We start from the raw sequence: 25,319 nt of genomic DNA, 5'->3' as shown, positions 1-25,319 counted from the left end.
TTAACAAAAACCTATGAAACTACCATCCATTATACAGCCTGAGGAACTAGTTTTACAAGATAAAAACGATTTCATCCTTTTTGATGTCAGTGCAGGATCGAAAGCCAGATATGAGGAACAACACTTGGATGGCGCTTATTATTTGGATTTGAATACGGATCTGGCTGATATTAAAGATTTCGCTATTGGTGGCAGGCATCCCCTACCAACTTTTGATCATTTTGCTCATCTTTTAGGGAAATACGGAGTTACAAAAGATACCCATGTAATTGTTTATGACGATAAAAACGGGTCTAATGCTGCAGCAAGATTCTGGTGGATGTTAAAGTCAATAGGCCATGAAAAAGTTCAGGTGGTAAATGCTGGCTATACTGCTGCAAAGCAAGCAGGATTTGCTGTAAATGCAGCGCAACCTTTAGCTAAACCATCCGACCCATATCAAATCACTGAATGGCAATTACCATTAGCGGAAATGGAGGAAGTAGAGCTTGCTAGCAACACTAAAAACCATTTAATTATTGATGTTCGTGATGCAAATCGCTTTGCAGGTTTAACCGAACCCATAGACCTGATCGCTGGTCATATTCCTAACGCGCTAAATATTCCATTTACTGAGAATCTTGATGCTAATGGTGCTTTTCTAAGTCCTGAAATTCTAAAGGAAAAATATTCAAAAGCACTGGCTGATTTTAATCCTGAAAAGGTGATCGTACATTGTGGCTCGGGTGTAACCGCCTGTCATACACTTTTAGCGATGGACTATGCAGGTTTAGAGATCCCAAAATTATATGTGGGTAGTTGGAGCGAGTGGAGCAGAAACAACAAGAAAATGATTGTGGCTTAATGATGATATAACTATTATACTAATTTTATGAAAAAATTCAAGGTATTCCTCAGTGCCGCAGCACTAACCGCTGTGATCATGAGCTCATGCAGCTCCAGCAAACCCAAGGACAATGAGCTCTCTAAGGAGGAGATAGCGCAAGGCTATCAATTATTGTTCGATGGTAAAACCCTAGATGGATGGCACGTTTACAATCAGGGTAAAATCTCCTCTTCCTGGGTGGCGCAGGATGGAGAATTAAGGTGTTTGCCAGGTACCGACGCCGAACACGGAGACCTCGTAACTGATCAGGAGTTTGAAAATTATGAATTCCAATTCGACTGGAAGATCTCCAAAGAAGGAAATAGCGGTGTATTCATTAATGTACTTGAACGTGCCGACATTCCTACTGCATGGGCCTCAGGTCCGGAATACCAATTGCTAGATAAAGCGCATCAGGATTACGTCAAAGAAATGAAACGTCCAGGCTGTCTCTACAATTTCTCCCCACAGTTGAACCCTGCAGAGCTTAAACCCTCAACGGAATGGAACCATTCAGTCATCAGACAACAGGATGGAAAGGTTGAATTTATGCTCAATGGCATAGTCACTGCTAAAGAGGATTTTAATACTCCTAACTGGAAAACCGCAATTGCCAATAGTAATTTTAAGCATTTCCCTGAATTCGGAAAGCAAATTAAAGGTCGTATTGCCCTGCAGGACTGGAACAAAGGAGTCGTCTTTAAAAACCTGAAAATAAAAAAGATAGAGAAGACCGAAACTCAATAAACGGACAAGAATTAGATAATTTTAAGGTTCTTAAAACGCAAATCATCTAGTTTAGCATCATCACTTGGGAGCTCAGTAACCAGCACATTAATCCCCTGCAAGTCGCAGACAACAAAAGCTTCGTTGATACCGATTTTTTTGCTGTTACTGAGTACAACCACTGATTTTGAGCCTTTCAGCATGGCCCTCTTTACAGCCCCATCCTCTCTTATTGCAGCAGTGATACCGAAATCTTTAGAGATTGCACAAGTGCCCATCAGGTAAATATCGACAACGAATTCAGTCGCCTCCTCACATGTTTTGGCACCCGTATTTGTTTGTGTATCCCTGTCATAATTCCCACCAAGTACAATAACCTCTATGTTCTTAAAGCGACCTAACAAAGGAACCAGGGCTATATTATTCGTTATCACTCTCAATGAGGTATTCGCTGGTAAGTATTCCGCAACTGCACAAACCGTAGTTCCACCATCCATAAATACAGTCATCCCAGCCTTAAGTAAAGGCTGAACCTTCATGGCAATGACCTCCTTTTCAGTGGTATGAAAATCAGTACGATCTTGAAAAGAAAGCGGGTTTTTCTCACGTGATATCGCTCCACCCCTAACTTTCGACAAAAGCCCATTCTCGTGTAGATAGTCAATATCCCTACGGATCGTGTCCTCAGAAACTGACAGATCCATAGACATTCCGCTATAGGTAACCGCGCCTGTCTTCTTCAAACTGGAGATTATGTGCTCAAACCTTTTTTCTCTGATCATTTCGCGTCAAATATAATTCTTTCCCTCCGATGCCTAAAATCCTTAGCTCATTATAATTGATTTGTAAAATATAAGCTACTATTCTATTGAAATGATTCAATTAAGCGCTGTTCACAAAACATAGTTACCGCAACTATTTGCAAATTCGCAACAATTTGCATTAATTTGCTTCATGAATAACAAGGAGATAATCACTAATGCCAAGAAGGCGACACAATATATATTCCTGGTCTGCGGGTTTGCCCTTTCCAGCTGGGCACCTATGGTACCTATCGTAAAAGACAGACTGCAGCTCAATGATGCTAACCTTGGATTATTGCTCCTATTCTTTGGTGCTGGAGCGATTTCGATGATGCCATTGAGCGGATACCTCTCTAAACTTTATGGAACACGAATTGTCATTTTGTTTTCAGGCCTGGTCGCCGCAATATTCCTTCCCATCTTGCTATTGATGCCAAATCCCTGGATGATGGGAGCCGCACTCTTCATTTTTGGAGGAGGAATAGGTGTGATTGATGTGGCGATGAACTCCCATGGCATCCATGTTCAGAACCGCTATGGGCGACCTATCATGTCATCCCTCCATGGTCTTTTTAGTGTGGGTGGATTATGTGGTGCCTTAGGATTAGGGTTGTTAATGAAGGCAGGCCTAAATCCACTAACTGCTGCCATTTCCATTTCTACATTGCTTTTGGTCATCCTGCTATGGAAATTCAAATCACTGTTATCGAAAGCGCAGGAAATTGAGGTACCAGAACATCATACAACAGAGGAACATAAAACTAAAGCGATATCCGGCTGGTTCAGTGCAAGAATACTCTTTCTTGGCGCAGCATGTTTTGCAGTCTTTCTTTCCGAAGGAGCAATGCTGGACTGGAGTGCACTTTTCTTAAAGGAAAACAGAGGAGTAGCTCCAGAGCTTGCCGGGATTGGGTATGCTACCTTTTCAATTGCAATGGCTGCCATGCGACTTTTAGGGGATCGCATTGTGGAGCGCTTCAGTGGAAAAACCGTAGTCGTTGCCGGTGGCCTCATCGCTGCTTTAGGAATTTTTCTTGCGGTGGCCACTCCATGGGTCCCTACTACCCTGATGGGCTTTATGCTCCTGGGAATAGGTGCAGCAAACATAGTTCCTGTTTTCTTCAGTGAGGGCGGTAGACTTAAAGGAATTCCAGCATCAGTGGCCATTCCCGCAATCAGCACCATGGGATATGCAGGTCAGCTCGCTGGTCCCGCACTTCTCGGATTTATCGCCTACCACTTTTCTCTAACCATCGCATTAACCTTCACGGGGATACTACTTTTAAGTGTAGCGATGGCTTATGCATTCAGGAAAACTAGTGTTTAACTAAAAAAAAATACTTACATACACAAAAAGAAGAGAAGCCACGATGTCGAAATAGAAAAGCCGTTCTTCTTTATGAAAAACGGCTTTTAAATAGTGGCTCAGACCAGGATTATAAAATCGGATTTTGTTTATAATCGTCCCAGAGCTGCTCTACATCTTTATGAGTTTCTGATGGCCAGAAAGCACCATTATTATAAGTACCAGTACGTGCTGAGGTATTCAATTTAACCATGATCCCCGGATTACGGATTTCAAGCCATACAAAGAAACGCGCAGTTATTCTATACGCATCCGTATAGTTTTGTCCGGCTTGATAATTCGGTAAACTCCAATTAGCGGTAGCATTACTAAGGCCAATTCGGTAACGTTCATAATCTGCTAATCCTTCTGTAACCCATCCAGGTGCGCCACCAGAATAAGCCTGTACGATATGCATCATTTCATGAGTCGCCACATCTAAATCCAAAGGATTAGCTTTAAAATAAGCCGGGTCATAACGCACTACTCCTCCACCAAAGGTAGCAGCAACACCTTTATAATCAGGATCCATGATAAACACAATACTTGTTAATGCATTCGGATTATAAGTATCCACGCTTTTACTATAGTTCTTTTTGAAAGCATCAATCAGCCCTGCTTTAACCGATGGGAGTACCCCTGTATTTCGGTCTACATAAGTAAGCGTATATTTCCCTTGGGTGATGGTTTCTACAGTCGCCGATGCTGCCGTAACCGTTTGTTCCTTTTCAGGCACCTCAATTAAACGCCATTCCGCAAGTTGAAACAATACATTTGCACCTACCCTATTGTCGGATATTCCAGTAACATTCAAACGGTAATGCTTATAGGCTTTCGGGTTTTTAAAGTTAAAGCGTTGCGTTTGCGTTCTAAACCCAAAGGACTCATATTGTCTGGTATCCAACTGAACCCAGTTAGTACCATCATTTGATGCTGTTATTTTCCAATCGCGGGGATCCCTACCCTGTGCATCATCTCCTGAAGTCAGCGTGTAGGCCGCTACCATTTGTTCCTTAGGAAAAGAGAGTTGCATATAACTGGAAGGATCGAAGGAATAAGTCAGGAACTTAGTATTGGTTTTATTGTCAATTAGTTTTGAAGAACCTTCGTTAGCATTCGCCCCAGAAGTATTCTCCGTACTTACTGTCAGTGAAGCTAATGAAGTAACATCCTGTTCTTTCATTATTGTTGATTCTGTGGTATTACTCTTTGTTATTGTTCCCTTATTACAGGAAGAATGCGCAACAAGCACGCAAAAAAGAGGGGTAAAAAGACATGATAATTTGAGCATAAAAATGGTTTTATTTGTGTGTGTGTTAATAATATAAAAGACTGGGATCCATTAATAGGTGATACCAGGGAAATCAATTTTAGCTTTTACCAATTGCGCCTTCCAATCATTTCCTTTTTCATCTTTATCACCAAATGCAATCAAAGCCTGGTTTTCAAGATTAGCTCCTGCAGCTCCACTCCAGAAATGAATAAATTCACCAAAGTTCATTCTACGGTCGTACTCCATATATTGCTTCCCATTAGCTACGATCTGGTGCTTAGGAAAATGCGCTGCTAACTTGGTAAAAAAGCCATTCAAAACACGGGTTTTACCAAATTGATCATAGATAGGAAAAAACCAGTCTTTAAACCATTTTGTTCCGGCTCTTGGATAAGCATCAGACTTGGTCATCATCATATCGTACCAGCGCTTGGCATCAGCCGTTCTGTTCAAACCCAGATAAACATCATACTGGTAGATTTCCATCCACTTACTATCGTGCCATATGTCCCATGCTGGCGAGCCCTTCACCCCTTTTGACGCACCTTCTACAATGTGTCCGATCTCATGGGTAGAGATGTCAATATCATTCCCTTCACCCGACATCCATGCATTAAAATCACCAGCCCCACAGTCGGTCACATTGCGATAATCATGACTATCATCCATATAAGTTGAAGGATGGCCACCTCCATATTTCCCGGCATGATAAATCACAAACAAGCGGCCATCATCGCCAAAATTTCCATACGTTTTCTTGGTATAATCCCAGGCATCAGCCATGTATTTAAATGGCCAGGTAATGCTGCCTTTAACATCACCATCATAATACACTGCCACATTGGGATCATAAAACACCCGATTAACCACTTGAACATGGTCAAACCAATGCTCTTTCCAGGTTTTAGGTGGTGCCCCTGGCGGATCCTGAACCGTTACTATTGGAGGAGCTGGAGGGATGGGTTTTACAATTTCTTTTTTGGAATTACATCCAACACTTAAACCTGCTAAAAGCGCTACTATACCTACTGTTTTCTTCATAAAATCTGATTTAACAGGCAATAAAAACACCGGACGGAAATGCCCGCCCGATGTTATACTGCCTTCATTTACCAACCTGTGTTTTGTACAATTTGGGGTACTTTTTGTATTTCACCATTTGGGATAGGCCACAAATAGTGTCTTTTCTGGAATACTCTGTTTTCTGTGGTGATGACCGTATAGAATGCCGGACTATTCTTCGTAATGTCTAATCCACGAATAATGTTATCCGTACCTTCCGCGATTTTCCATTCTCTGGTATAAAAATAACGGTCCAGTTCAAAGGCAAGTTCTACCCTTCTTTCCTTACGGATCGCATCTCTCATATCAGCTGGAACTGGTAATCCTGAACCGCCATATTGAGGGATACCAGCACGTTCACGGATCTTATTTAAATACAGCAACAAATCAGGATTAGTTGGATCCGACTCCTGCAATGCCTCTACATAATCCAGGTATATTTCTGCCAGACGGATCATCGAGAATAAAGTACGACTGGTGGTCCAGCCTGCTACAGTCAGGTGTTTTCTTGAAGTATAACCTGTTTTAGTATAATCGGAATTCGCAATACCGGCTTTACCTGCATTACCCGTATTTGTGAAATCGGTAATGATAATCGACTGTGGGTTAATCCATTTACGCCCTGTATACGTGATATTAGCATAAAAGCGCGGCTCACGATTTACATACATATTACTGATCGACCTAGGTGCATTCTGATCATTCGGATCTGGTGCCTGATAGTTAGAAAAACCTGTCGAAGAATAACTTGGGTCGCTGTTAGGAGACAATCCATTCGCCGTAAAAAAGGCATCTACCATTTGCTGAGAAACAGACAAGAAGGAACCGCCCTTATCTCCTCCCGAAGCCCCATTATGATTCGGTGCTAAAGAATATTGATAACTGGTTACATCACCAGCCATTCCAAAGATCATTTCAGAGTTCCAACCATTCAGCATCACATCTCTGGTGGCCAGAAAAGCCCTGTTAAATGCCGTATTAGGAAGTCCTGTAGGTGTAGAATTCACCGTATACAAAGTATATCCAGCATAATTAGCATTGGTTAAAAACTCCTTAGCAGCGGTTGCCAATCTTGTCCATTTCGCCGGACTATTACTTTGACTGATCAACTGTTTGCCATCCTTATTTTTAAGATTGGCATAATCAGTATTGCCGTTAAATAAAGGCCTTGCTGCAGTAAGCAATGCTTTTATTTTATAAGCCTGAGCAACTGAACCATTGATGTGTCCGTAATCTTCAGTTGCCTGAGGAATAGCAGGGAGACCAGCTGTTGCCGCATCCAGTTCAGATACAATATAATCGATACATTCATCAAAGGAATTACGCGGTTTACTAATGGCCGCTAATGGCGCATCAGAAGCGATAGGATCATTCCCCAACAAAATTACCGGACCATATTGACGCACTAAATAATAGTAATAAATCGCCCTTAGCGCTCTTGCTTCGTTCAAATAACGGCCAACAAAATCAATCCCTCCAAGGTTACAATCTGTACATCTGTTTACATTGGCAATGAAGGTACTGGCCGCCTGTATACCCTTGTAATAGTTCTGCCAATGGTAATTCACTTCTCCCCTTGTAGCATCCCAGGCACCTGTATTCACGTTTTCAGAGAAATTGGCCAGTGTATAATCCGCTTCATCAGAAGCAGCTGTCCAGGGACCAATGTTACCAGTCTGACTCGGGAAACGATCCGAATTCTGACTAGGTAAAGTAGAATAAACGTTTGCCAGTGCCTGCTCTACAGTCGCTTTCTTTTCAAAAGCCTGTCCAAAAGTCAATCGGTCGTCAGGTACCTGGTCTAAGAATTTTTTACAACTGTAATTCCCTGCAATTAATAGAAAGGCTGTTGTATATATAAATATTTTTTTCATTGTGTTTAAAAATTAGCGGTGAAACCCAGGGAATAATTAGAAGTAAGCGGATAGCGGGTACCATTATTGGTTAAAAGTTCAGGATCCCATAGCTTAAACTTGCTGAAAGTATAGACGTTATAACCCGTCGCATAAATCCTCAGGCGTTTAACACCGATCGACTTAATCCCCTCTTTAAGGGTGTAACCCAAATCAACATTTTTCAATCTCAAAAAGCTGACATCACGTTTCCACCAGGTACTCGACTGATAATTATTGTTATTGGTATTATAAGATAATCTAGGATAAACGGCATCCTGACGTGGGTTATCTACCGTCCAGCGGTCTGTAGCCACAGCCAGCATATTACCCTGTCCTCCGGAATATGCAAAAGATGGGATGTTCACTAAAATATCCGCGTTGTTTTGTCCCTGGAAAAAGGCCCCAAAATCGAAATTCTTATAATTCAAGGAGAAGCCAAATCCATAAGTGGTGGTTGGCATGTCACCTCTTCCAATGATCGTCTTATCGAAATCATTAATCTCCCCATCACCATTCAAATCCTTGTATTTAATATCACCAGGTAACAGCGTACCAAATTGTTTAGGACTCGCATCAATTTCCGCCTGAGTATCGAACAATTTCTCTGCAATAAATCCAAAACGCGTTGCTGCCAGGATGTTGTATCCCCTTTGCTCCATCCATGGATAAGCTTTTGGCGCCTGATCATTTTCAATTACTTTATCTTTATTGTAGGTATAGTTCGCTCTGAAACTGATCGATAAATCCTGACTGAATTGCGCGTTGTACTCAATCGTACCATCGATACCTTTATTTTTCACTTCTCCAAGGTTACCCAGTGGTGTATTGGCAAGGCCGATATAATTTGGCACTACACCGCGACTAATAAAGGTTCCTTTTCTGTGTTCTTTAAACACATCTACAATAAGGGAAAGGTTGTTATTTAAGGTTTTCAACTCGAAACCCAAATCCTGTTTGCGCGTTTCTGCCCAGGTCACATCCACGCCATAAGCGGTAATTCCTAATCCTGAAACACTATTCTGACCAGTCTGTCCGAAAGTATAACCCGGAATATTCGTATTGCTGATTTTCGTCAGGTAGAAGAAACGATCTGCTTCATTATCTGCATAATTTGCAGTACTTCCTCCAGATCCAACGATACCATCAGAATAACGGAACTTAACCATTTGGAAAGTGTTTTTTAACTTCTCAAAGAAGCGCTCATTAGACAGTAACCATCCTACACCAAATGCAGGAAAGGCACCGTAACGTTTGCTTGGCGCAAAGTTTTCTGAACCGTTATAACCCAGGTTAAATTCAGCAAAATACTTATTGTCATAAGCATAGGTCGCGCGACTTGCGATACCTTGTAACCTGTAAGGTAGAGACAGTGTTAAATTACCAGCAAATGGGTTAGTGTTGTCATTCTGATTATAAAGCACCAAACCTGAAACTGCATGTTTACCGAAAGTACGGTTGTAATTAATCCCCACTTCAGCATAGACTTTCTTGTCCCCACCATTGCCATTCGCATAGTTTAAAAAGTCCTGGCCTTGTAATACCAAGCCATATTTATAGCCTGAGGCTGGGTCATTAGGTGTAACATAAGGGTCATTAGGATTAATCCGGTATAAAGATTCCCTTCTTACCCTGTTAATTCGGTTCTCATTTTTAACATCAAAAGAAAACATCCCGGTGATAGACAAACCAGGCGTAATCTCTTTTAAATCCTGAGTTAAACGAAGGTTAGAATACAATTGGGTATCATATCCAATCCGATATCCATTCCTGGTGATATCACCATATGGGTTACGTTGATCTGCTTGTGGACTAATTCCAGGCAAGCTACCATTTGGATATAAAACTGGAAATGAAGTTGGATTGATCAGGAAAGCCTGACTAAAAATATCCTGTGCATTAAATACACTTGGGAAGTCAGTCTGCGATAAAACACCTTTAATTCCCAGGTCCAATTTTGTTGTTCCCGTAATGTCCCAGTTTAAGTTAGAACTTACATTGAATCGGTCGTAGCTTTGCTTGATCTTTTTATTATCCGCTTGATTCGTTTTAAACAATCCACCTTCACCATAATACCCTAAAGAAACATAATATCTGGCATTGCTCACCCCACCGGATAAATTAGCAGTAGCCGTTCTGTTTTGCCCAAAATCATTATAAATTGCATCAAACCAGTTTACATTTGGATACAAAATCGGGTCTACCTTACTCGCTGTTTTACCAATAGCATCCAGACTAAAAGCAGGATTAAATGCTCCCGCAGCACCGCCTCTTAGGTATTCCGTATATTTTGCCTCATTGGCGAGGTTCATATAATCGATACCATCGATCAACTGTGGCTTACGTGTGAACTTGCTAATTCCCTGGTAAAAATCTACCGAGATCTTTGGTACACCGGTTTTACCCTGCTTGGTATTGATGAGGATTACCCCATTTGCACCACGAATACCATATACTGCAGTAGCAGCAGCATCTTTAAGCACAGTGAAGTTCTCTACGTCATATACACTGATGTCGTTCAGGTTTCTACCCGGCACACCGTCTATAATAACCAGAGGGCCTCTATCTCCGGCCGACTGAGAAGTAATACCACGGATAAAGATATCTGATCCTGTAGCGCCTGGTTCACCGTTTCTGGTCACGTTGATCACCCCCGGAATACGGCCAGCCAACATTTGACTCAAACTGGATACCGGTTGCTTTAAATCTTCTACACTTACCGAAGACTGTGCCCCTACCAAACTTTCCTTCTTCTGCGTACCAAAACCTACAATAGCGATCTCTTTCAGATCCTCGCCACCTTTAGGTTTCAATTGAATAGTTAAAGTCGTTTGTTTTCCTACAGGAACCTCCTGAGTTTCATAACTGACATAGCTCACAATTAACACTGCATTTTCATTGGGTACAGTGATGCTAAAAGCACCGTTCACATCCGCAGCAGCAGTGTTGGTAGAGCCTTTAACCCGAATACCAGCACCTGGTAATGGCAATCCTTTTTCATCCTTTATAATACCGCGGATTAAAATATCAGCGTTTACTGGTCTGGTAGAAGTAAATATAGCTGCATTAGCTGCTGGTAGCGTTGCCGAGGCATTGATGCCAGCTCCCATAGTCACAGAAAAGGCCAGTAAGCCAAGGGCAATATCCCTCGACAGCTGCTCTCGTCCGATTAACAATCGTAATTTTTTTCTCATAATTTTATTTGTTGGTTTGTTGGTTTATGGTCTGTTACTGTTGATCCAGGGGAACTTCTATCAATCTCCACTCACTCAGTTGGAATAAGCTGCCAGAACCTATTGCTGAAATACTAAGGCGGTAATACTTGTAGGAATTGGTGTTTTTGAAACTAAAGAACCTCGTTTGCGTACGACCAGCGAAGACTTCATTTTCTCTGGTATCCAGGTCTGTCCATGTAGTACCATCATTTGATCCGCTAAACTTCCAGTTCTTTGGGTCTCTTAGTGGCGCATCTCCTCCGGAAGTCAGGGAGTAAGAAGCCACTTGCTGGGCCTGTGGGAATTCCAGCTGCATATAGAAGTTAGGCGCATAAGAGAAAATTAAGAACTTAGTGTTGACATCATCATCCACCACTTTCTTAGAGCTTTCCCCACTTTCAATCCCATCTCTGTTTTCTATGTTAACACTAAGGCTAGCCTTCGAGGTAACATCTACCTTCGCCTTCCAGGTAAAAAGTTCGGTTTTTGGATAGCTTTCCTTTTCACAACCGGAACATAATGCGGCGACAAGAAAAAGCACTGGTGATGCTTTCCTCGGCAATTTTAATAAGTCCATACAAGTTTGGTTTTTGGTTAATCGTAATGATTTTTTATGGTTATTTATTTTTCCTTCAATGCCTCATTTAGTCCTCCTCCTTGCTATTAAAAGGTTTTAGGAAAATTTCTAAATAAAAACATTTCAATAAAAATAGGCTTTGCCAGATCTTGAAGTTGTTAAGGAAAACTTAATGAAATGTTAATGTTTACTTTAAAATGATTTCCTGCGATAAAACGATTATTTTAGCAGTAATGACCTTCAATAAAATACAATCGTCCCCCGGAACTCATAAAGTAATTGCACTGTTTAGTCTGATTATACTTTCTTATTTACAATTCAGTCTGATTTATACCACCTATAAATTAAAAGACAAACAGTACATTCTAAAGGAAAGCCGCATCATCGAGAATAGTTATAAAGAGGTGGTCCGCAACGACAAATTATATCCGGGAGGAGAGAAAATTGTGGACAGCATCATTTATAGAAATATGCAGGCACTTGAAGATAACTATTACCATGACCCTACTGCTTTTGCGCTGCTGAAACAAAAAGTTTGCGACAGTATCGTCAGGAACTTACGAATCAACAGTAATATGGATAGCGTTTTTAAGTCCATTTTGAAAAAGGACAGCCTGGACCAGGACCTAAAGTATCTTTTAGTCATGAATGATCTTGCCATCACCTTTAATGGTATAAATTATGTTTCCTTATACAAACCCGAAAAAGAAAAGCTGTCCTATTTGGATCCGGAAATTCAAAATCAATATGGAATTGCCATAGATGGAGAGCTTAAGAACCCTACCAACCAAAATCATACCGCTGGCTTGATGGTGAGTTCGCCAACTCCAAGAAGCTATTATATGGGCTTTGCCATCCATGTAGATTACGACAACAGGAAAATGATCATCCTGAAATCAATGACTTTCAGTCTATTGCTATCTATATCTTTTATAATCTTAGTCATCAGTATCTACTACTTTACGTTTAGGAATTGGTTGCGACAAAAGAAACTGGCCGATATGAAGACCGATTTTCTAAATAGTATTACCCATGAATTCAATACCCCTATTGCTACGATTTTAGTCGCCAATTCCAGCATCCGAAATAAAGAAATCATTGGAGAACCTTCCAAGATTTACCCCCTTACAGAGGTGATACAAAGGCAAACACAGCGCCTGCAGACTTTGATCAACCAGGCACTTGACATTAGTCAGATGAATAAGAATGAGATAGAAAAAGAAGTGTATGACATGGCTTCACTTTTAGAAGAAATCATCAATGACTATAAGCTTAAAATCAGCGAAAATGTAAGCATCATTTACAATTTTGAACACATTCATGCGCTGGTATTATTGAATCGTTTTTTACTGACCACCATGCTTTACAATATTTTCGACAATGCCTTAAAATACAACACAAAGGAGCATAAGGAAATTAAGATTGAGATGATCACTCATGGTCAGAGCCTCACACTCTGTATCAGGGACAATGGAGTTGGCATGAATAAAAAGCTCATGAAATCCATATTCGACAAATTTTATCGTGGTAAAAACGGGATTAAAACCCGAGGATTGGGTTTAGGTTTATTTTATGTCAAACAAACCGTAGAAGCGCACAATTGGGAATTAAATTTGACGAGTGAGCCGGGCCAATGCAGTACATTTTGTATTACTATGCCAGTAGAAAAAGAGAAGTTTTAATGCCTACTTTTTTGAGAGTTCAGCGATGCTAAAGATATAACCCACACCATATACGTTTTGGATACTCACCTCTGAAGAATGATTTAAAGCCTTGCGCAATCTGGAAATGAATACATCCAGACTTCTACCCAGAAAATAATCATTCTCTCCCCAGAGTTCCAGCAGGATATCCGCTCTTTTTAAGATGCGGTTTTGATGTAGATACATGTATTCCAGCAGCTGTGCTTCACGAAGGGTTAAGGAGATGCTAGACTGATTAGGCAAAAACAATTTTAACAAATCCTTTTTAAAAGTTAGATCGCCAATAGTCAGTTCATTTTCATTAATTAGGGATGAAGTTTCTTCCGTCACATAAAGGGGTTCATTCCTTTTTAGAATGTTTTTTATTCTGAGCACAAGCTCATCGATATCAAAAGGTTTTACGATGTAATCATCCGCACCAATTTTCAAACCACGAAGTCTATCGTGTTTTTCATTTCTTGCAGTAACGAAAATAAAACTCTGATTTCTATTTAAGGTTTTGATCTTTTCGACCAATTCAAAACCATCATAATCTGCCAATTGAATGTCAACAATCAAAATATGAAACTTGGTGGTCTGGTAGATATTTAACGCATCCTGAGCATTTAGACACCATGTTACTTCAAAGCCTACCAGTTCTAAATATTGCTTCACCACATTCCCCAAATCACGTTCATCTTCTACAAAAAGCACATGCTGTTTCATTTCACCCTAAAAATAACACTAGTTAATACAAGTTTACAGTTCACCTACCCAAGAGTAAACATATTCAAAAAAAACCAATACAACTGTTCGGTTTATAAAATAAAAGCATTTTTAGATCTGCAATCTTTGTCTTTTAACATTAAATGTTAAATTTAGTCCCCATGAAAATAGAAGTTCATCAAAACGGAGAAGTAAAAATTGCAGAAGTAATTTCGGATTCCTTTGTCATCAGTAATGCAGAAGAAGGTCTGCAATTAATGGTCGATTTATACTATCAGGACTTTGACAAAATCATCCTCCATGAACCAAATATTAAGCCTGATTTTTTTGATCTAAAAACAGGCATCGCAGGAGAAATCCTACAAAAATTTTCTAATTACAGAGTGCGATTGGTCATCGTTGGTGATTTCCATAAATATCCCGGAAAGAGTATTAAAGATTTCATCTACGAAAGCAACCAAGGTAGACAAGTCAATTTCCTAAATTCTGTTGAAGAAGCAGTGGAACGTTTGTCTAAGTAAGCGGTTTCATCGATTTTATACTCGGTATTATTTGTCCACGGTACTATTTATGACGATCACTGTCATGATATTGCCAAAGCACATTAATAATTTTCCAGGAACCATTCAGTTTTACCAGGTGTAGGTAGTCAATCCAATCATCTGCGATAAGTTTAATTGAGGCAGTTCTATCAGAAACATCCAAAAAGCGAACTTCTTTCTTAGGTACCGCCGGAAATTTATCCTTTTTCTTGTTATAGCTTTCTGCTAAAAGTACCATAGATTCAGTACTCGTTTCCCTAACGTAATCTTTGCCCGTCTCCTTGTCTTTCCAAAAAGTTCGCTTGACCATCCTAGGGTGTAATGCCCGCTCCATTTGCGCAGAATTAGGTACATGCTGAGACTCAATATAGTCTAAAACAGCAACTTTTATAGCTACACTATCCTGTTTTGTCTGACTAAAACCGCTGGAACTAACTGCGATTAAAACAATAGAAAATAGAAGCGCCTTGAATTTTGATTGCATTAACATTTGATCCGGTTTTTAATGAAAATCTATTTTAATTTATGCCTTTCAGCAACCTATTCCACCTGATTTTATGGAAAAAAGAAGCGTCCTTATCCCAGCTCATCCAAATGAACATTGCCTTACCTACCACATGATCTTCAGGCAGGAAGCCCCAATATCTTGAATCAATAGAGTTATGTCGGTTATCCCCCATCATCCAGTAATAATTCATTTTAAAGGTATAAGCAGTAGCAGGTTGATCATTTATATACCAGATATTCCCTTTCTTTTCTACCTTATTGCCCTCGTAAGTCCTGATTGCCCGATAATAAACCGGCATCGTATGGCTATCCAGTTGAACCGTCCAACCCGCTTTAGGAATTTTCATAGGACCAAAGTTGTCTACATTCCATTTCCGGTTTGAATCCAGCGGAAAAAGATCACCGTCATCTATGCTTTCCGATTTTACCGCTAAGGACACAGATTTTACAAAATCGAGGGTCTTCAATTTGTCAATCATCTCCGGACTGGCATTGGCAATATAGGTATCCGCATTTACCTGCTGCATTTCATTAACCGTAAAACCCAATTCCTTAAATACATCAAAGTTTATATCCGTAGTTTTAAACTGGATTTTATAAGGCATTTGCCCGGTATCTTTTAAAGGTTCGATCTTGCCATTTATGCTAACGATACCATTTTTCATGCTGATTACATCCCCTGAAATTCCGATACATCTTTTGATGATATTTTCTCTTTTATCAACCGGTCGACTGGTTACCGTGTATTGGCTATTCACCCCTTTCCAACCCAACTGGCGGACTAAATTATAATAACTCGGCTCTTGATTTTCCAGGGCAACAGTATCTCCAACGGGTAAATTGAAAACCACCACATCATTTCTCTTAATCTCAGATAAACCCGGTAAACGACGGTACTTCCAGGCAACGCCATCCCAATAAGCTTTAGTACCCGTAATTGGCATGGTATGATGGGCGAAAGGAAAAGCAACAGGTGTCATCGGAACTCTGGCTCCATAATTCACCTTACTCACAAAAAGAAAATCACCGATCAAAAGAGATCGCTCCATTGAACCACTTGGAATGGTATAAGCCTCAATAAAAAACACCCTTATTATCGTCGCTGCAATTACAGCAAAAATGATGGCATCAAACCATTCTCTTTTTTTTGTTTTCTTACTGTCTTTTGCAACACGCTTAGTCGAAAATAATTTCCAATTCATTTGATACTAATCAATCAGGTTAAGGAGATAATGGTTTCTTGTTCTGCTTTTTTAGAGAAAAAAGCCTTTGCATTGTTACAACAAGCTAGGCTTTAGCTGTATTCCGAATCCAGAGAGCCGTACCTTGCTAGCGTCAGGCCCTTCTGGATTCATGAAAGAGAAATTCAGTTACGAACACAGAATCACTATTACTTAAAAAAATCATTAATTTTCATTAAAAAAGTCTACATTGATTTTAATTTAATCAAAACAACCAAATATGAAAAAAAATCCTAATTTCATCATTGTTTTTAACAGTAATGATAGCTAGTGCTTGTAAGAAAGAGGCAAAAGTCGAGACTCAGATTTCGTTAGATGCTAAAATACCTAACGAAAAATCTTCAATGAGTACTGCAAGGGCTGAAGTCTTTACTTATACTGGTATTTCTGCCACATGGGCAGACAACCTGAGACAACAAATAATTGACGACCCAAATCTTGTTAAAATAATTCCCGGTCAAACTAATCTTGATAATGTTTTGTATGCTGCGGGCTATCAGGAGGGCGTACAAGATGCTAAGGCCTATATAAATTCCGTTACGGGTAGCCTAACTGAAACTGGTAACTTAAATAGATTAACATGCGACGTAAGTCTAAGATTCGCAATAACCAGTGTTCATCATGTTGGAATGATAACATATGTACCTGAAGGCTATGAATTGCAAACTGGCGAGCATAAATCTGGAGTTGCCCTAAAGATGAATTGTTCAGTTGCCGATAATTTTTGGTATACCAGAAATATACTTAAAGATCCAACAAATGATTCAGGAAGATACCTTTATCAGCTTAGGTTCAACAATTCATATGCAGGAAGGACAATCAATCAAATGTCCTTTGACTCAGGAAAGTACGAAGGATATTGGTTTTCAATTTCGAACCAACCTTTTGCCCCTGCTTCAACATTCTAAAAATAACAAAAAGGGAGGACAACACCTCCCTTCATCCACCTGATAAAGGGCTTATGATTTAGTTAAAATCGACAAGGCCTGTCTTAATTATTGGAAATACCGACCAATTTTGCTGCTTCTGATGCAATACCGATGGTAACAACCGCGCCACTATTGAAGTTTAAAAAATCAGCTTCGATTCCATCACTAAAAATAATTCCGTTAGATGGCATCAGAGATTCTATTTTTAAATAAGATTCCTGCTTGATCGATCCAAATACGATATCTGTTTGGGTTCTGATGCTTTTAAAGGGCTCCCTCACCGCAAATATCAGGTCATTCTCTTTAAAAACAGGTTTTTTCAGTTTCTGATTCTTGTTAGAAATGCTTGCTATCCCATGGGACATATTAATAATCGAACTAAGCCAACCTGTTGAACCTGCCGGGGTGGAAACGATCAATCCACTGGAAGAATGCTCCTCCGTTTTCGCTCCATAGCTGATTCGATATCTTGCAGAGACATGTGAAGACGCTCCTATAAATAAATCATTAAAAGCCAATAGCCGCTGACCATCATTAAGTCTGGCTTCTGCGAAGCGCCTTGTTTTAAACTGGAATTGATTCGCGATTACTCCCTCTATTCCAGACATAAAATTAGCTGTAGTAAAAGGTAATAAGACCCCATCATAACGATCCGTATCAGGGTTAACCGCAACAATTGGAACACCTTTAGCATACTTGGCAACATTGGCAACAAGCCCATCCTGGCCTATTACTACGATGATGTTCTTTTCTGAAAAAATAAATGAGGGTATAAATGCTCTATCAACAATTTTGTATTTGATTACTTTTGTAATCATAGTTTGTAAGGTATTTAGCGATACATAAAAAGCTTCATGTTCTATCTCATAATCCTTAAAATCCCCACCCAGACTTTCAATATAAAACTTAGCTTGTGCCTTTGTATTGAACCGTTCAATTAAGGACTCTAACCTGGTTTTGTTCTTTACGATGATTGCATACTCTACACTCATTTTCTTTTATCTCGTTTTTTCGTTAAGTAATGAATCTAATAGCTCTGGACTGATATTCAGGTTGCCTATTTTGTCTGCGTTTTCGGCAAGTTGTCTAAATGCAAGCGCAATATTGAACCTTGGATCAGGATTGTTATTCAGCGCAGTTAATATCTTCCAATCCATTTCCTTGTATGGCTTCAACGTGGCTTCTATCACATACCCTTGAGTCTCTGCCTCTTTCTTATCATTTTCGGTTTTTTGCTCAATGAATTGTTTCCTTTGATTTTCAACAGATATGTCCGCTTCCAATTGCATCTCTCGTAGCTTCCTTTCATTGTCCGACTTTTGGATCATAGATTCCATTTTCTTTTCGGAAATTTGTTTTTGCTTCTCCTCAACAGCGATTTCAGTATTTAGTTCAGTTTCTTTAATGATTCGCTCTTGTTCAACAGCAAAATTTCTTCTTTCATAAATCGCCTGATCTGCCTCTTGCTGAAGTTTTTCCCTGGTTTCAGTTTCTAATGCCCTAGCCATTTCAGGTGTTGCAGAGATACCCAGGATATTTGCACCTAAAATTTCAATCCCTAACATGCTAATTGCAACTGATGACTTTAATCCTTCCAAAATTTGCTCTTCAATGGCCTTAGCTGATCGAATTGCATCCTTTAATTTGATGCTATGGATATAGGAAGAGGTTGCCGTTTGAGCCTCATTAATAATTCGCTGATTTAGTTTTTCTATATCATTCTTTTTGTACACCCCATTATCGGCAACAGTGAAATCTAAAATGTCTGCGAGCTCTTTTGGCTTGCTTATTTTATAACTGATTTGCCCTTGAATTGTAACCTGCTGATAATCGTTAGTGGACTCCCCAAAAATAAACGGAAGATCATTACTCCCCATAGGAATAGCTACGATAGAACTGTTTGGTGCGAAATAAAAGAATGATAAGCCACGGCCCTCTCTTTTTATGAGTCCATTGTTAAAATGAAACACATAGGTCATTGAATCAAATTTGATGTGTTGGATGCCAAACATATGTTTTAGGTTTTAAGATAACTATTTGCGTTATTTTGACACAAATAAAAGAACTTAAAATTTAACACACAAATAATTTGCGTATTATTTACGCAAATACAATTATTTTCATGGATTACAACAACTTATAAAGATCGAAACCCTTGATTATTAACTGTTCATACTTCTCTCTATCGAAAGAATATAATTTACCAGGCCGTCCAACATTATTGGAAGGAGCCTTCTCGTCTAATTCAACAACCAGTCCCAATGACATTACTTTACGTTTAAAATTTCGGCGATCTATTTCCTGATCAAGCAATTTCATATAGAGTTGCTCTAAATCTGAAAAGAGGAACTTTCTGTCCAATAATTCAAAACCTATAGGCTCATAAGTAATTTTCGCTCTTAGTCGATTGATCGCCTTTTGCACAATATCGTTGTGATCAAAAGCCAGCTCGGGTAGTTGATAGATATTAAACCATGCCGCTTCTGATGCATCCGATGAGGCAAATAATCTAAAATCAGTAGATTTAACAAGGCCAAAATAAGAGATAGAAATGATCCGTCTTCTAGGATCTCTATCCGGCTTACCAAATGTAAATAGCTGTTCCAGATAGTTGATAGATACTCCTGCCTCTTCCTGTAACTCACGCGCTACTGCTTCTTCGAGTGTTTCATGATTGAGCACAAATCCGCCAGGTAATGCCCATTCATTGATGTAGGGTTCAATTTTTCGTTTGATCAACAAAACAGATATCCCACTCTCTTGGTTGTAACCAAATACAATAGCATCTACAGTAACTTTGATATTCTGATCTAGGTAAGAATCGGCCTTATTCATATAGAAATATGGTAAATTACAAAGTAAGGGAAATTATTAGAGTTTTCTCGAATTCAACTTATAGCCAATATACAATAACTAAAACGGGGAGGGAAATTCAGCTTTCGCTGGCAATGGTAAAAAAGGATAGACGTGTTCAAATGTATCTATCCTTCGTTTATTCAAACTGTCAGATAAAACCCATACATTGAAAGATTTACTCGCAGTGTTAATTATTTTTTTTGCCTTCATTGCTTTTTTTGGAGGGCTAAAATAACGTTCAGCTCCCGTGAATAAGTATATTTTCTTGCCAGTTATCGTAGTGTACAACATTGGAAACTTTCCGTTCCTTTGATGTTCGTCAACAGTAAGCGAATTATCACCCTTATATAGAATGACTTGATAATAATGAGGTTCGATTTTATCGAAATAAACCTCATAAATACAATCACTACATGGTTGATATTCAATATATCTACTTACGACAGTCTTGAGGTCATCACTTAATTCTACATAATTCTCGGAAACTATTTCATTTCTTGAATTTTTACAAGAGCAAAGAAAAAATACAAGTGAGATTAATATAATTAGATTTTTCATAAGTAACTTATTCCTTCTACCCAACCAAGCAATTGCGCTCTGGATTTAAATAATCCAATTGCTTATCTTCAAACAAATGTTCCAATTGCTCTACCCCATGTTCAATCTTAAAATCTCTTTCTTTTTGTGTAATAGGAATAAACCAATAACAACCAATCTCCTGACCATTATATTCAAACACCCCTAGTTCAGACCCATCAAGATAAGGACTAGAAATAAAGCCATAGTCACATTGTGAATTGTTTAACCAAGGCTGTCCAATATTCACCGTATGATTTATATCCAGTGGCAATCCATTTCTATGATATGAAGCACAGACAGTTAGAAGCTCTATCAAACCCTCCTCTGCTTTAGCTGAGTAAACAAATAACTCTATTAAATTATCATCTGAACGATCTGCGGACATACCTACCGTACAATAACAAAACATATCATTCTTTTTATTGGAAGGAAATTCTAAAATAAAAAAATCTGGGTGCAATTTATCCGTTGGTCCTTTCCCTAGTTTTAAACCTTTGCCAGGTACTCCAAAATAAGCTTCATAATGACCAACCAGTTCTGTAATATATGTTTTCAAATGGCATGAGTTTATTGTAATCAAAGATAAGGTTTTCGCCTTTATCAGGCTAACAAGTTCCGTGTAGTGGTTCTATTGCTACGACTTAGCCAATGGAACACAGTTAATTTGCCTATATAAATTATTGAGTTTTTTACGACTTATTCAGTTTCTCCCAATCATCCATTTCCTTTTTTGATCTGAACATTGGATTTGGCCCCTCGTAAGATTTAGGAACTTTTCCGTTCCTATAATCAATTGCTCTGTTTTTAATAGATCTAGAAGTTTTTTTATTTTCTATCAACTTTTTCAGTAAGACCTGAACCCTGCCATCAGTAGAATTATCCCTAATATAAGGATTGCCGAAAACTCCACCTAAAACTAGCCCCATGATGTCGTCGTTTATTTTCCTATCATAATAGCTCTCAAAACAACTTTCAAGAAAAATCAGATATTTTTCAGTTTTTAATTCACACATACTTAAGGAAACGACACTAAACTCAAGTTCCTCATAACTCGGACGTCTTAAATATTGAATGGCACTATCTAAATATAGTTCAGGTTGTTTCCATAAAACTTCAAATTCCTTAACCCCCATTGGTGTGTATATATAGGTCATATCTTCGGAAATCTCAGCTACCTTTTTTATTCTTTCTGAATAATTAACCTGTGAAAAGACAACGTTCGTTAAACAAACCATTGCCAGAACAAAAAAAGCGGCCTTTAAACAAATCATTTTTTCAATTATCTTTCTACCCATTTTCTAAAAACTATTGTTTCGCAAACTAATCTAAAATATTGGCCTTTTCATTATGGTCGAGGCTTCTTCTAAGATTTTCTCATCAAACTACATGTAACAACCTACATCTTTTACTAATATTCCTTATATGGCACTCATAATAACTATTCTGTTATCCTTAGGATAATTAACCTATCTGATTTGCGTTTAACTGCCAATTTGCTTGAAAAAAGATAACATCATCAGATGATTTTTAAAAGCAAGATTAATGTATATTTGAATATCACCTATTCCTTTATAATGGCAAGCTTAGCTCAAAAAGTGCAGATCACCTATATCAGCAGCGTGAATAAGGCGCTTCAATTTATGGATAAAAATCTTGACACAAACTTGTCTTTAGAAACGATTTCAAAAGTTGCCTGTTTTTCGCCTTTCCATTTTCATAGGATATTCAAGGCGATTACAAATGAGACATTAAATTCTTATATCAAGAGAAAAAGAATTGAAAAAGTTGCTTCTGTTTTAATACATAAGCCGGAAATAAGTATTACCGAGCTTTCACTTCAATATGGTTTTAATAGTAATTCTTCCCTTACAAGAGCTTTTAAAAAATATTACCATATAAGTCCATCTGAGTTCCGTAACAAAAAACATAGCAGATTTAGCAAGATCAGTAAAATAGAAAGCAAGAATGGGCAAGAGCGCGTAGTCTTTGAGGAATACATTTGCAGCATTAATAATCTTAAAAATTGGATCGAAATGAATGCAAAAATTGAAATCAAGGAAATAGCTAGTTTAGAATTGGCTTATGTGACCAGCATTGGACAACAAGGAATTACAACAGCTTATGATACCTTAGTTAAATGGGCAAATCCATTGGACTTGTTCAAGTATCCCGATACAAAAATGGTTACTATTTATCACGATAGTTTTAAAACCACAAAGCCCGAAAAAGTTAGAATAAGCGCATGTATTACACTAAGGACCCCAGTAAAGGTGTCAGGAAATATTGGAAGAACCTCCATTGAAAAAGGGAAATTTATTGTCGGAAGTTTTACAATCAACTTAAGTGAATTTGAAAAATCCTGGAATAGTCTTTTTGTATGGATGGTCGAAAACGGATATAAAAAAGCTGATAGAGACCCTTTTGAGATATACCATAATGATTACAGAATACATCCAGAGAAAAAGTGTATTGTGGATTATTTTATACCGATTTTGTGATATAACTCAATTAACAACTCGCCAATATTCAATCGTCAATACCACGTTTTCCTCAACACGTTTAACAGATTATTCTTAAATTGATCGCATGCAAAATAACCACATCAATTACATTGAATTCCAGGCCAGCGATCTGCAGGCAATAAAGCAATTCTACCAAAGCTCTTTTAACTGGAAGTTTACCGATTACGGACCAGAATACATCGCTTTTTCTGAAAGCGGACTTGATGGAGGCTTTTTCAAAAGCGACGCCAGCATCACAAACGGCGCATTAGTTATTCTTTATCACGAAGACCTTATCCAAATACAAAAGAAAATTATAGCTGCCGGCGGACAAATCGCTAAAGATATTTTCAGCTTTCCCGGAGGAAGAAGATTTCATTTTATAGATCCTGCAGGAAATGAATTGGCAGTCTGGTCGGATAAATAGGGTAAATAAAAAACAGAGCAATATTGAATGGATATGACGAAAACGCACGATAAGGCCAATAAATTATTCCTGATAACCGGCTTTTTAGCTGGCTGGTTTGCATTAATCACACAACTCTATCTCATTATCCAAAACAATCAAATACCTGTCATAGAATCTCTAACCAGATATTTCAGCTACTTCACCATCCTAACGAATATCATGGTGGCTTTGTGTTTTACCCAATTATTGTTCAATTTCAGTAAAAAAGAAAGCTCTTTTATTTCAAAACCAAGGAACTTAGCCTCTATAACCCTCTACATCTTTGTGGTTGGCCTGGTTTACAACTTAATATTACGTTTTACCTGGCAACCACAAGGACTGCAGCGCCTTGTAGACGAAATCTTACATCTATTTATACCGGTTTTATTCTTGCTCTATTGGCTGATTTTTGCAGCCAAAAGCACCTTAAAATGGCTTGATGCATTCTCATGGCTAATCTATCCATTTGTCTATTTAGTATTTGTGCTGATCAGAGGGCATTTCTCTGGTTTTTACCCATACCCCTTCCTGGATGTACTGACCTTGGGCTACCAAAAAATAATGATCAACAGTTTTTATCTTTTGATCGTATTTCTGGTCTTATCCCTAATACTGGTTTGGATTGGAAAACGAATCTCAAAACCTTTACTAACTTAGATTACTGCATTTTTGTAAAGATCAAACTCATGGTTTCCCGATCCATCGCATTCATATCTATTAGTTTCAATGATTTCACCATTTTCAATGTGCTGCTCTTATAATATTTAAAGTGTGGCGTCTCCAAATGCGACAAATATGCTTGCCTATTTGCATAGATTTCAACAATTCTAATCTGATTCGGGCGGTCTTTCTCAGACATTGGAAAGATAGCAATCACACCTGGCTCAACTTTCATAGAAGCCGCAGCTTCTTCCTTTAAAATGGTATTATAGGCCTCCAGATGTTCAGGGATAATTTCAATTTCAGAAATTCTTACGAGCATTGTTCCGCTCGCTGTACCCGATTTCTCCTGAGCATTTATTAACGATGCATTTAAAATTAACAAAAAAAACACAAAGTACTTTAAAAACTTATTCATCATCTTTATTTTGGGTTTATAATCAGATATTCCTCATTTGTTACTCACCTTAGCCATTCTATATTCTCTTCTCCCTGATCATTAACAATGGCAATATGACACATTTTACAACAGCGTTTTTTTTTGGCTTACAAGAATAATATGTTATGTTTTTTGCATATTAGTGATATTCCTTTGTAACACCACAAAGTACCGCATATTAAGCGGTAGAACCTTTATATATCTTACTGGTAAAGATACCATTTTCACTGATCTACCCTATTCCCATCGTATTTCATTAATACCACCTTCGAACTAGCGACACCCTAGCTCCTATATGCTTCCGTACTGCCACTTATAATACTTGGGTTTTGCTTGTCTTTCTGTAGGAGGTTGATAGGGCCTAAGATAGCTTGTAGCCTTACCAAGCCATATAATAATCAGTAGAATCTTTCTTGGTAACATTAAAAATATGTGGCAACATATAAGTGTT

Annotated in this window: 24 protein-coding genes; 9 read left to right on the top strand and 15 right to left on the bottom strand. The window is 38.5% G+C overall.

What is annotated here, in order from left to right:
- The first annotated feature begins 13 nt into the window (after positions 1-13).
- The gene (locus tag R2S10_RS24465) at positions 14-844 is read left to right on the top strand and encodes a sulfurtransferase (protein WP_316843024.1); all 831 of its coding nucleotides are present in this window, start codon (positions 14-16) and stop codon (positions 842-844) included.
- 27 nt (positions 845-871) lie between these two features.
- Positions 872-1,612: a DUF1080 domain-containing protein gene (locus R2S10_RS24460; protein ID WP_316843023.1), complete on the top strand. Its 741-nt coding sequence runs from the start codon at positions 872-874 to the stop codon at positions 1,610-1,612.
- An 11-nt stretch (positions 1,613-1,623) separates the two neighbouring features.
- Here the strand turns inward: R2S10_RS24460 and R2S10_RS24455 are convergent, their stop codons facing one another.
- Positions 1,624-2,373, bottom strand: a complete 750-nt coding sequence (locus R2S10_RS24455) for a DeoR/GlpR family DNA-binding transcription regulator (RefSeq protein WP_316843022.1) — start codon at positions 2,371-2,373, stop codon at positions 1,624-1,626.
- A 172-nt stretch (positions 2,374-2,545) separates the two neighbouring features.
- Here R2S10_RS24455 and R2S10_RS24450 point away from each other — a divergent pair, with 172 nt between their 5' ends.
- On the top strand, positions 2,546-3,721 hold the full coding sequence (locus R2S10_RS24450; protein WP_316843021.1) for an MFS transporter: 1,176 nt from the start codon (positions 2,546-2,548) through the stop codon (positions 3,719-3,721).
- Between the two features lie 109 nt (positions 3,722-3,830).
- On the opposite strand, the gene R2S10_RS24445 is transcribed toward R2S10_RS24450, so the two are convergent.
- From R2S10_RS24445 to R2S10_RS24425, 5 genes are all read right to left on the bottom strand, one after another.
- Positions 3,831-4,922 carry a basic secretory protein-like protein gene (locus R2S10_RS24445; RefSeq protein WP_316843020.1) on the bottom strand — a complete coding sequence of 364 codons (1,092 nt, stop codon included), beginning with the start codon at positions 4,920-4,922 and terminating at the stop codon, positions 3,831-3,833.
- 159 nt (positions 4,923-5,081) lie between these two features.
- Positions 5,082-6,053 (bottom strand): hypothetical protein, encoded by a 972-nt coding sequence (locus tag R2S10_RS24440; protein WP_316843019.1) that lies wholly within the window; start codon positions 6,051-6,053, stop codon positions 5,082-5,084.
- Between the two features lie 68 nt (positions 6,054-6,121).
- On the bottom strand, positions 6,122-7,948 hold the full coding sequence (locus R2S10_RS24435; protein WP_316843018.1) for a RagB/SusD family nutrient uptake outer membrane protein: 1,827 nt from the start codon (positions 7,946-7,948) through the stop codon (positions 6,122-6,124).
- Between the two features lie 5 nt (positions 7,949-7,953).
- Entirely contained in the window at positions 7,954-11,160 is a 3,207-nt protein-coding gene (locus tag R2S10_RS24430) for a TonB-dependent receptor (protein ID WP_316843017.1), read from the bottom strand.
- 34 nt (positions 11,161-11,194) lie between these two features.
- Positions 11,195-11,758, bottom strand: a complete 564-nt coding sequence (locus tag R2S10_RS24425; RefSeq protein WP_316843016.1) for a discoidin domain-containing protein — start codon at positions 11,756-11,758, stop codon at positions 11,195-11,197.
- Positions 11,759-11,991: 233 nt separating this feature from the next.
- On the opposite strand from R2S10_RS24425, the gene R2S10_RS24420 reads away from it, so the two are divergent.
- Complete coding sequence (locus R2S10_RS24420) at positions 11,992-13,440, top strand: HAMP domain-containing sensor histidine kinase (RefSeq protein ID WP_316843015.1); 1,449 nt, start codon at positions 11,992-11,994, stop codon at positions 13,438-13,440.
- Positions 13,441-13,443: 3 nt separating this feature from the next.
- On the opposite strand, the gene R2S10_RS24415 is transcribed toward R2S10_RS24420, so the two are convergent.
- Positions 13,444-14,166 carry a response regulator transcription factor gene (locus R2S10_RS24415; RefSeq protein ID WP_316843014.1) on the bottom strand — a complete coding sequence of 241 codons (723 nt, stop codon included), beginning with the start codon at positions 14,164-14,166 and terminating at the stop codon, positions 13,444-13,446.
- A 161-nt stretch (positions 14,167-14,327) separates the two neighbouring features.
- On the opposite strand from R2S10_RS24415, the gene R2S10_RS24410 reads away from it, so the two are divergent.
- A complete protein-coding gene (locus R2S10_RS24410; protein ID WP_316843013.1) occupies positions 14,328-14,687 on the top strand; it encodes a DUF4180 domain-containing protein in 360 nt (119 codons plus the stop codon).
- 43 nt (positions 14,688-14,730) lie between these two features.
- Here R2S10_RS24410 and R2S10_RS24405 read toward each other — a convergent pair whose 3' ends face one another.
- Together R2S10_RS24405 and lepB are read right to left on the bottom strand one after the other, a co-directional pair.
- Entirely contained in the window at positions 14,731-15,198 is a 468-nt protein-coding gene (locus R2S10_RS24405; protein WP_316843011.1) for a nuclear transport factor 2 family protein, read from the bottom strand.
- Positions 15,199-15,226: 28 nt separating this feature from the next.
- A complete protein-coding gene (lepB, locus tag R2S10_RS24400; RefSeq protein ID WP_316843010.1) occupies positions 15,227-16,417 on the bottom strand; it encodes a signal peptidase I in 1,191 nt (396 codons plus the stop codon).
- Positions 16,418-16,716: 299 nt separating this feature from the next.
- Between lepB and R2S10_RS24395 the strand changes: the two genes are divergently transcribed.
- Positions 16,717-17,364, top strand: coding sequence for a hypothetical protein (locus R2S10_RS24395; RefSeq protein WP_316843009.1), 648 nt, complete (start codon positions 16,717-16,719; stop codon positions 17,362-17,364).
- An 83-nt stretch (positions 17,365-17,447) separates the two neighbouring features.
- On the opposite strand, the gene R2S10_RS24390 is transcribed toward R2S10_RS24395, so the two are convergent.
- The 5 genes from R2S10_RS24390 to R2S10_RS24370 all read right to left on the bottom strand — a co-directional run bounded on the left by R2S10_RS24390 (position 17,448) and on the right by R2S10_RS24370 (position 22,115).
- Positions 17,448-18,377: a hypothetical protein gene (locus tag R2S10_RS24390; protein ID WP_316843008.1), complete on the bottom strand. Its 930-nt coding sequence runs from the start codon at positions 18,375-18,377 to the stop codon at positions 17,448-17,450.
- Between the two features lie 6 nt (positions 18,378-18,383).
- Positions 18,384-19,397, bottom strand: coding sequence for an SPFH domain-containing protein (locus R2S10_RS24385; protein ID WP_316843007.1), 1,014 nt, complete (start codon positions 19,395-19,397; stop codon positions 18,384-18,386).
- 115 nt (positions 19,398-19,512) lie between these two features.
- Entirely contained in the window at positions 19,513-20,220 is a 708-nt protein-coding gene (locus tag R2S10_RS24380) for an NUDIX hydrolase (RefSeq protein ID WP_316843006.1), read from the bottom strand.
- Between the two features lie 595 nt (positions 20,221-20,815).
- Positions 20,816-21,376, bottom strand: a complete 561-nt coding sequence (locus R2S10_RS24375) for a suppressor of fused domain protein (RefSeq protein ID WP_316843005.1) — start codon at positions 21,374-21,376, stop codon at positions 20,816-20,818.
- A gap of 133 nt (positions 21,377-21,509) precedes the next feature.
- Entirely contained in the window at positions 21,510-22,115 is a 606-nt protein-coding gene (locus R2S10_RS24370) for a hypothetical protein (RefSeq protein ID WP_316843004.1), read from the bottom strand.
- Positions 22,116-22,394: 279 nt separating this feature from the next.
- Here R2S10_RS24370 and R2S10_RS24365 point away from each other — a divergent pair, with 279 nt between their 5' ends.
- The 3 genes from R2S10_RS24365 (at position 22,395) to R2S10_RS24355 (ending at position 24,426) form a co-directional block, all read left to right on the top strand.
- Complete coding sequence (locus tag R2S10_RS24365; RefSeq protein ID WP_316843003.1) at positions 22,395-23,318, top strand: AraC family transcriptional regulator; 924 nt, start codon at positions 22,395-22,397, stop codon at positions 23,316-23,318.
- A gap of 88 nt (positions 23,319-23,406) precedes the next feature.
- Positions 23,407-23,748: a VOC family protein gene (locus R2S10_RS24360; RefSeq protein WP_316843002.1), complete on the top strand. Its 342-nt coding sequence runs from the start codon at positions 23,407-23,409 to the stop codon at positions 23,746-23,748.
- Between the two features lie 33 nt (positions 23,749-23,781).
- On the top strand, positions 23,782-24,426 hold the full coding sequence (locus R2S10_RS24355; protein WP_316843001.1) for a Pr6Pr family membrane protein: 645 nt from the start codon (positions 23,782-23,784) through the stop codon (positions 24,424-24,426).
- 1 nt (position 24,427) lies between these two features.
- On the opposite strand, the gene R2S10_RS24350 is transcribed toward R2S10_RS24355, so the two are convergent.
- Entirely contained in the window at positions 24,428-24,850 is a 423-nt protein-coding gene (locus R2S10_RS24350) for a putative quinol monooxygenase (RefSeq protein WP_316843000.1), read from the bottom strand.
- Between the last annotated feature and the right edge of the window lie 469 nt (positions 24,851-25,319).

The sequence above is a fragment of the Pedobacter gandavensis genome, from assembly GCF_032678745.1.
GTDB classification, from domain to species: Bacteria; Bacteroidota; Bacteroidia; order Sphingobacteriales; family Sphingobacteriaceae; genus Pedobacter; species Pedobacter gandavensis_C.
Note: the sequence above shows the minus strand (reverse complement) of the source record. Positions and strands in the feature narration are given on the sequence as shown.

Coding starts and splice junctions, on each gene's coding strand:
- R2S10_RS24365 (WP_316843003.1), top strand. CDS start 22,395: ATGGCAAGCTTAGCTCAAAAAGTGCAGATCACCTATATCAGCAGCGTG.
- R2S10_RS24410 (WP_316843013.1), top strand. CDS start 14,328: ATGAAAATAGAAGTTCATCAAAACGGAGAAGTAAAAATTGCAGAAGTA.
- R2S10_RS24370 (WP_316843004.1), bottom strand. CDS start 22,115: ATGGGTAGAAAGATAATTGAAAAAATGATTTGTTTAAAGGCCGCTTTT.
- R2S10_RS24430 (WP_316843017.1), bottom strand. CDS start 11,160: ATGAGAAAAAAATTACGATTGTTAATCGGACGAGAGCAGCTGTCGAGG.
- R2S10_RS24385 (WP_316843007.1), bottom strand. CDS start 19,397: ATGTTTGGCATCCAACACATCAAATTTGATTCAATGACCTATGTGTTT.
- R2S10_RS24415 (WP_316843014.1), bottom strand. CDS start 14,166: ATGAAACAGCATGTGCTTTTTGTAGAAGATGAACGTGATTTGGGGAAT.
- R2S10_RS24350 (WP_316843000.1), bottom strand. CDS start 24,850: ATGATGAATAAGTTTTTAAAGTACTTTGTGTTTTTTTTGTTAATTTTA.
- R2S10_RS24355 (WP_316843001.1), top strand. CDS start 23,782: ATGACGAAAACGCACGATAAGGCCAATAAATTATTCCTGATAACCGGC.
- R2S10_RS24465 (WP_316843024.1), top strand. CDS start 14: ATGAAACTACCATCCATTATACAGCCTGAGGAACTAGTTTTACAAGAT.
- R2S10_RS24380 (WP_316843006.1), bottom strand. CDS start 20,220: ATGAATAAGGCCGATTCTTACCTAGATCAGAATATCAAAGTTACTGTA.
- R2S10_RS24395 (WP_316843009.1), top strand. CDS start 16,717: ATGATAGCTAGTGCTTGTAAGAAAGAGGCAAAAGTCGAGACTCAGATT.
- R2S10_RS24420 (WP_316843015.1), top strand. CDS start 11,992: ATGACCTTCAATAAAATACAATCGTCCCCCGGAACTCATAAAGTAATT.
- R2S10_RS24390 (WP_316843008.1), bottom strand. CDS start 18,377: ATGAGTGTAGAGTATGCAATCATCGTAAAGAACAAAACCAGGTTAGAG.
- R2S10_RS24405 (WP_316843011.1), bottom strand. CDS start 15,198: ATGTTAATGCAATCAAAATTCAAGGCGCTTCTATTTTCTATTGTTTTA.
- R2S10_RS24450 (WP_316843021.1), top strand. CDS start 2,546: ATGAATAACAAGGAGATAATCACTAATGCCAAGAAGGCGACACAATAT.
- R2S10_RS24435 (WP_316843018.1), bottom strand. CDS start 7,948: ATGAAAAAAATATTTATATATACAACAGCCTTTCTATTAATTGCAGGG.
- R2S10_RS24360 (WP_316843002.1), top strand. CDS start 23,407: ATGCAAAATAACCACATCAATTACATTGAATTCCAGGCCAGCGATCTG.
- R2S10_RS24445 (WP_316843020.1), bottom strand. CDS start 4,922: ATGAAAGAACAGGATGTTACTTCATTAGCTTCACTGACAGTAAGTACG.
- lepB (WP_316843010.1), bottom strand. CDS start 16,417: ATGAATTGGAAATTATTTTCGACTAAGCGTGTTGCAAAAGACAGTAAG.
- R2S10_RS24460 (WP_316843023.1), top strand. CDS start 872: ATGAAAAAATTCAAGGTATTCCTCAGTGCCGCAGCACTAACCGCTGTG.
- R2S10_RS24455 (WP_316843022.1), bottom strand. CDS start 2,373: ATGATCAGAGAAAAAAGGTTTGAGCACATAATCTCCAGTTTGAAGAAG.
- R2S10_RS24425 (WP_316843016.1), bottom strand. CDS start 11,758: ATGGACTTATTAAAATTGCCGAGGAAAGCATCACCAGTGCTTTTTCTT.
- R2S10_RS24440 (WP_316843019.1), bottom strand. CDS start 6,053: ATGAAGAAAACAGTAGGTATAGTAGCGCTTTTAGCAGGTTTAAGTGTT.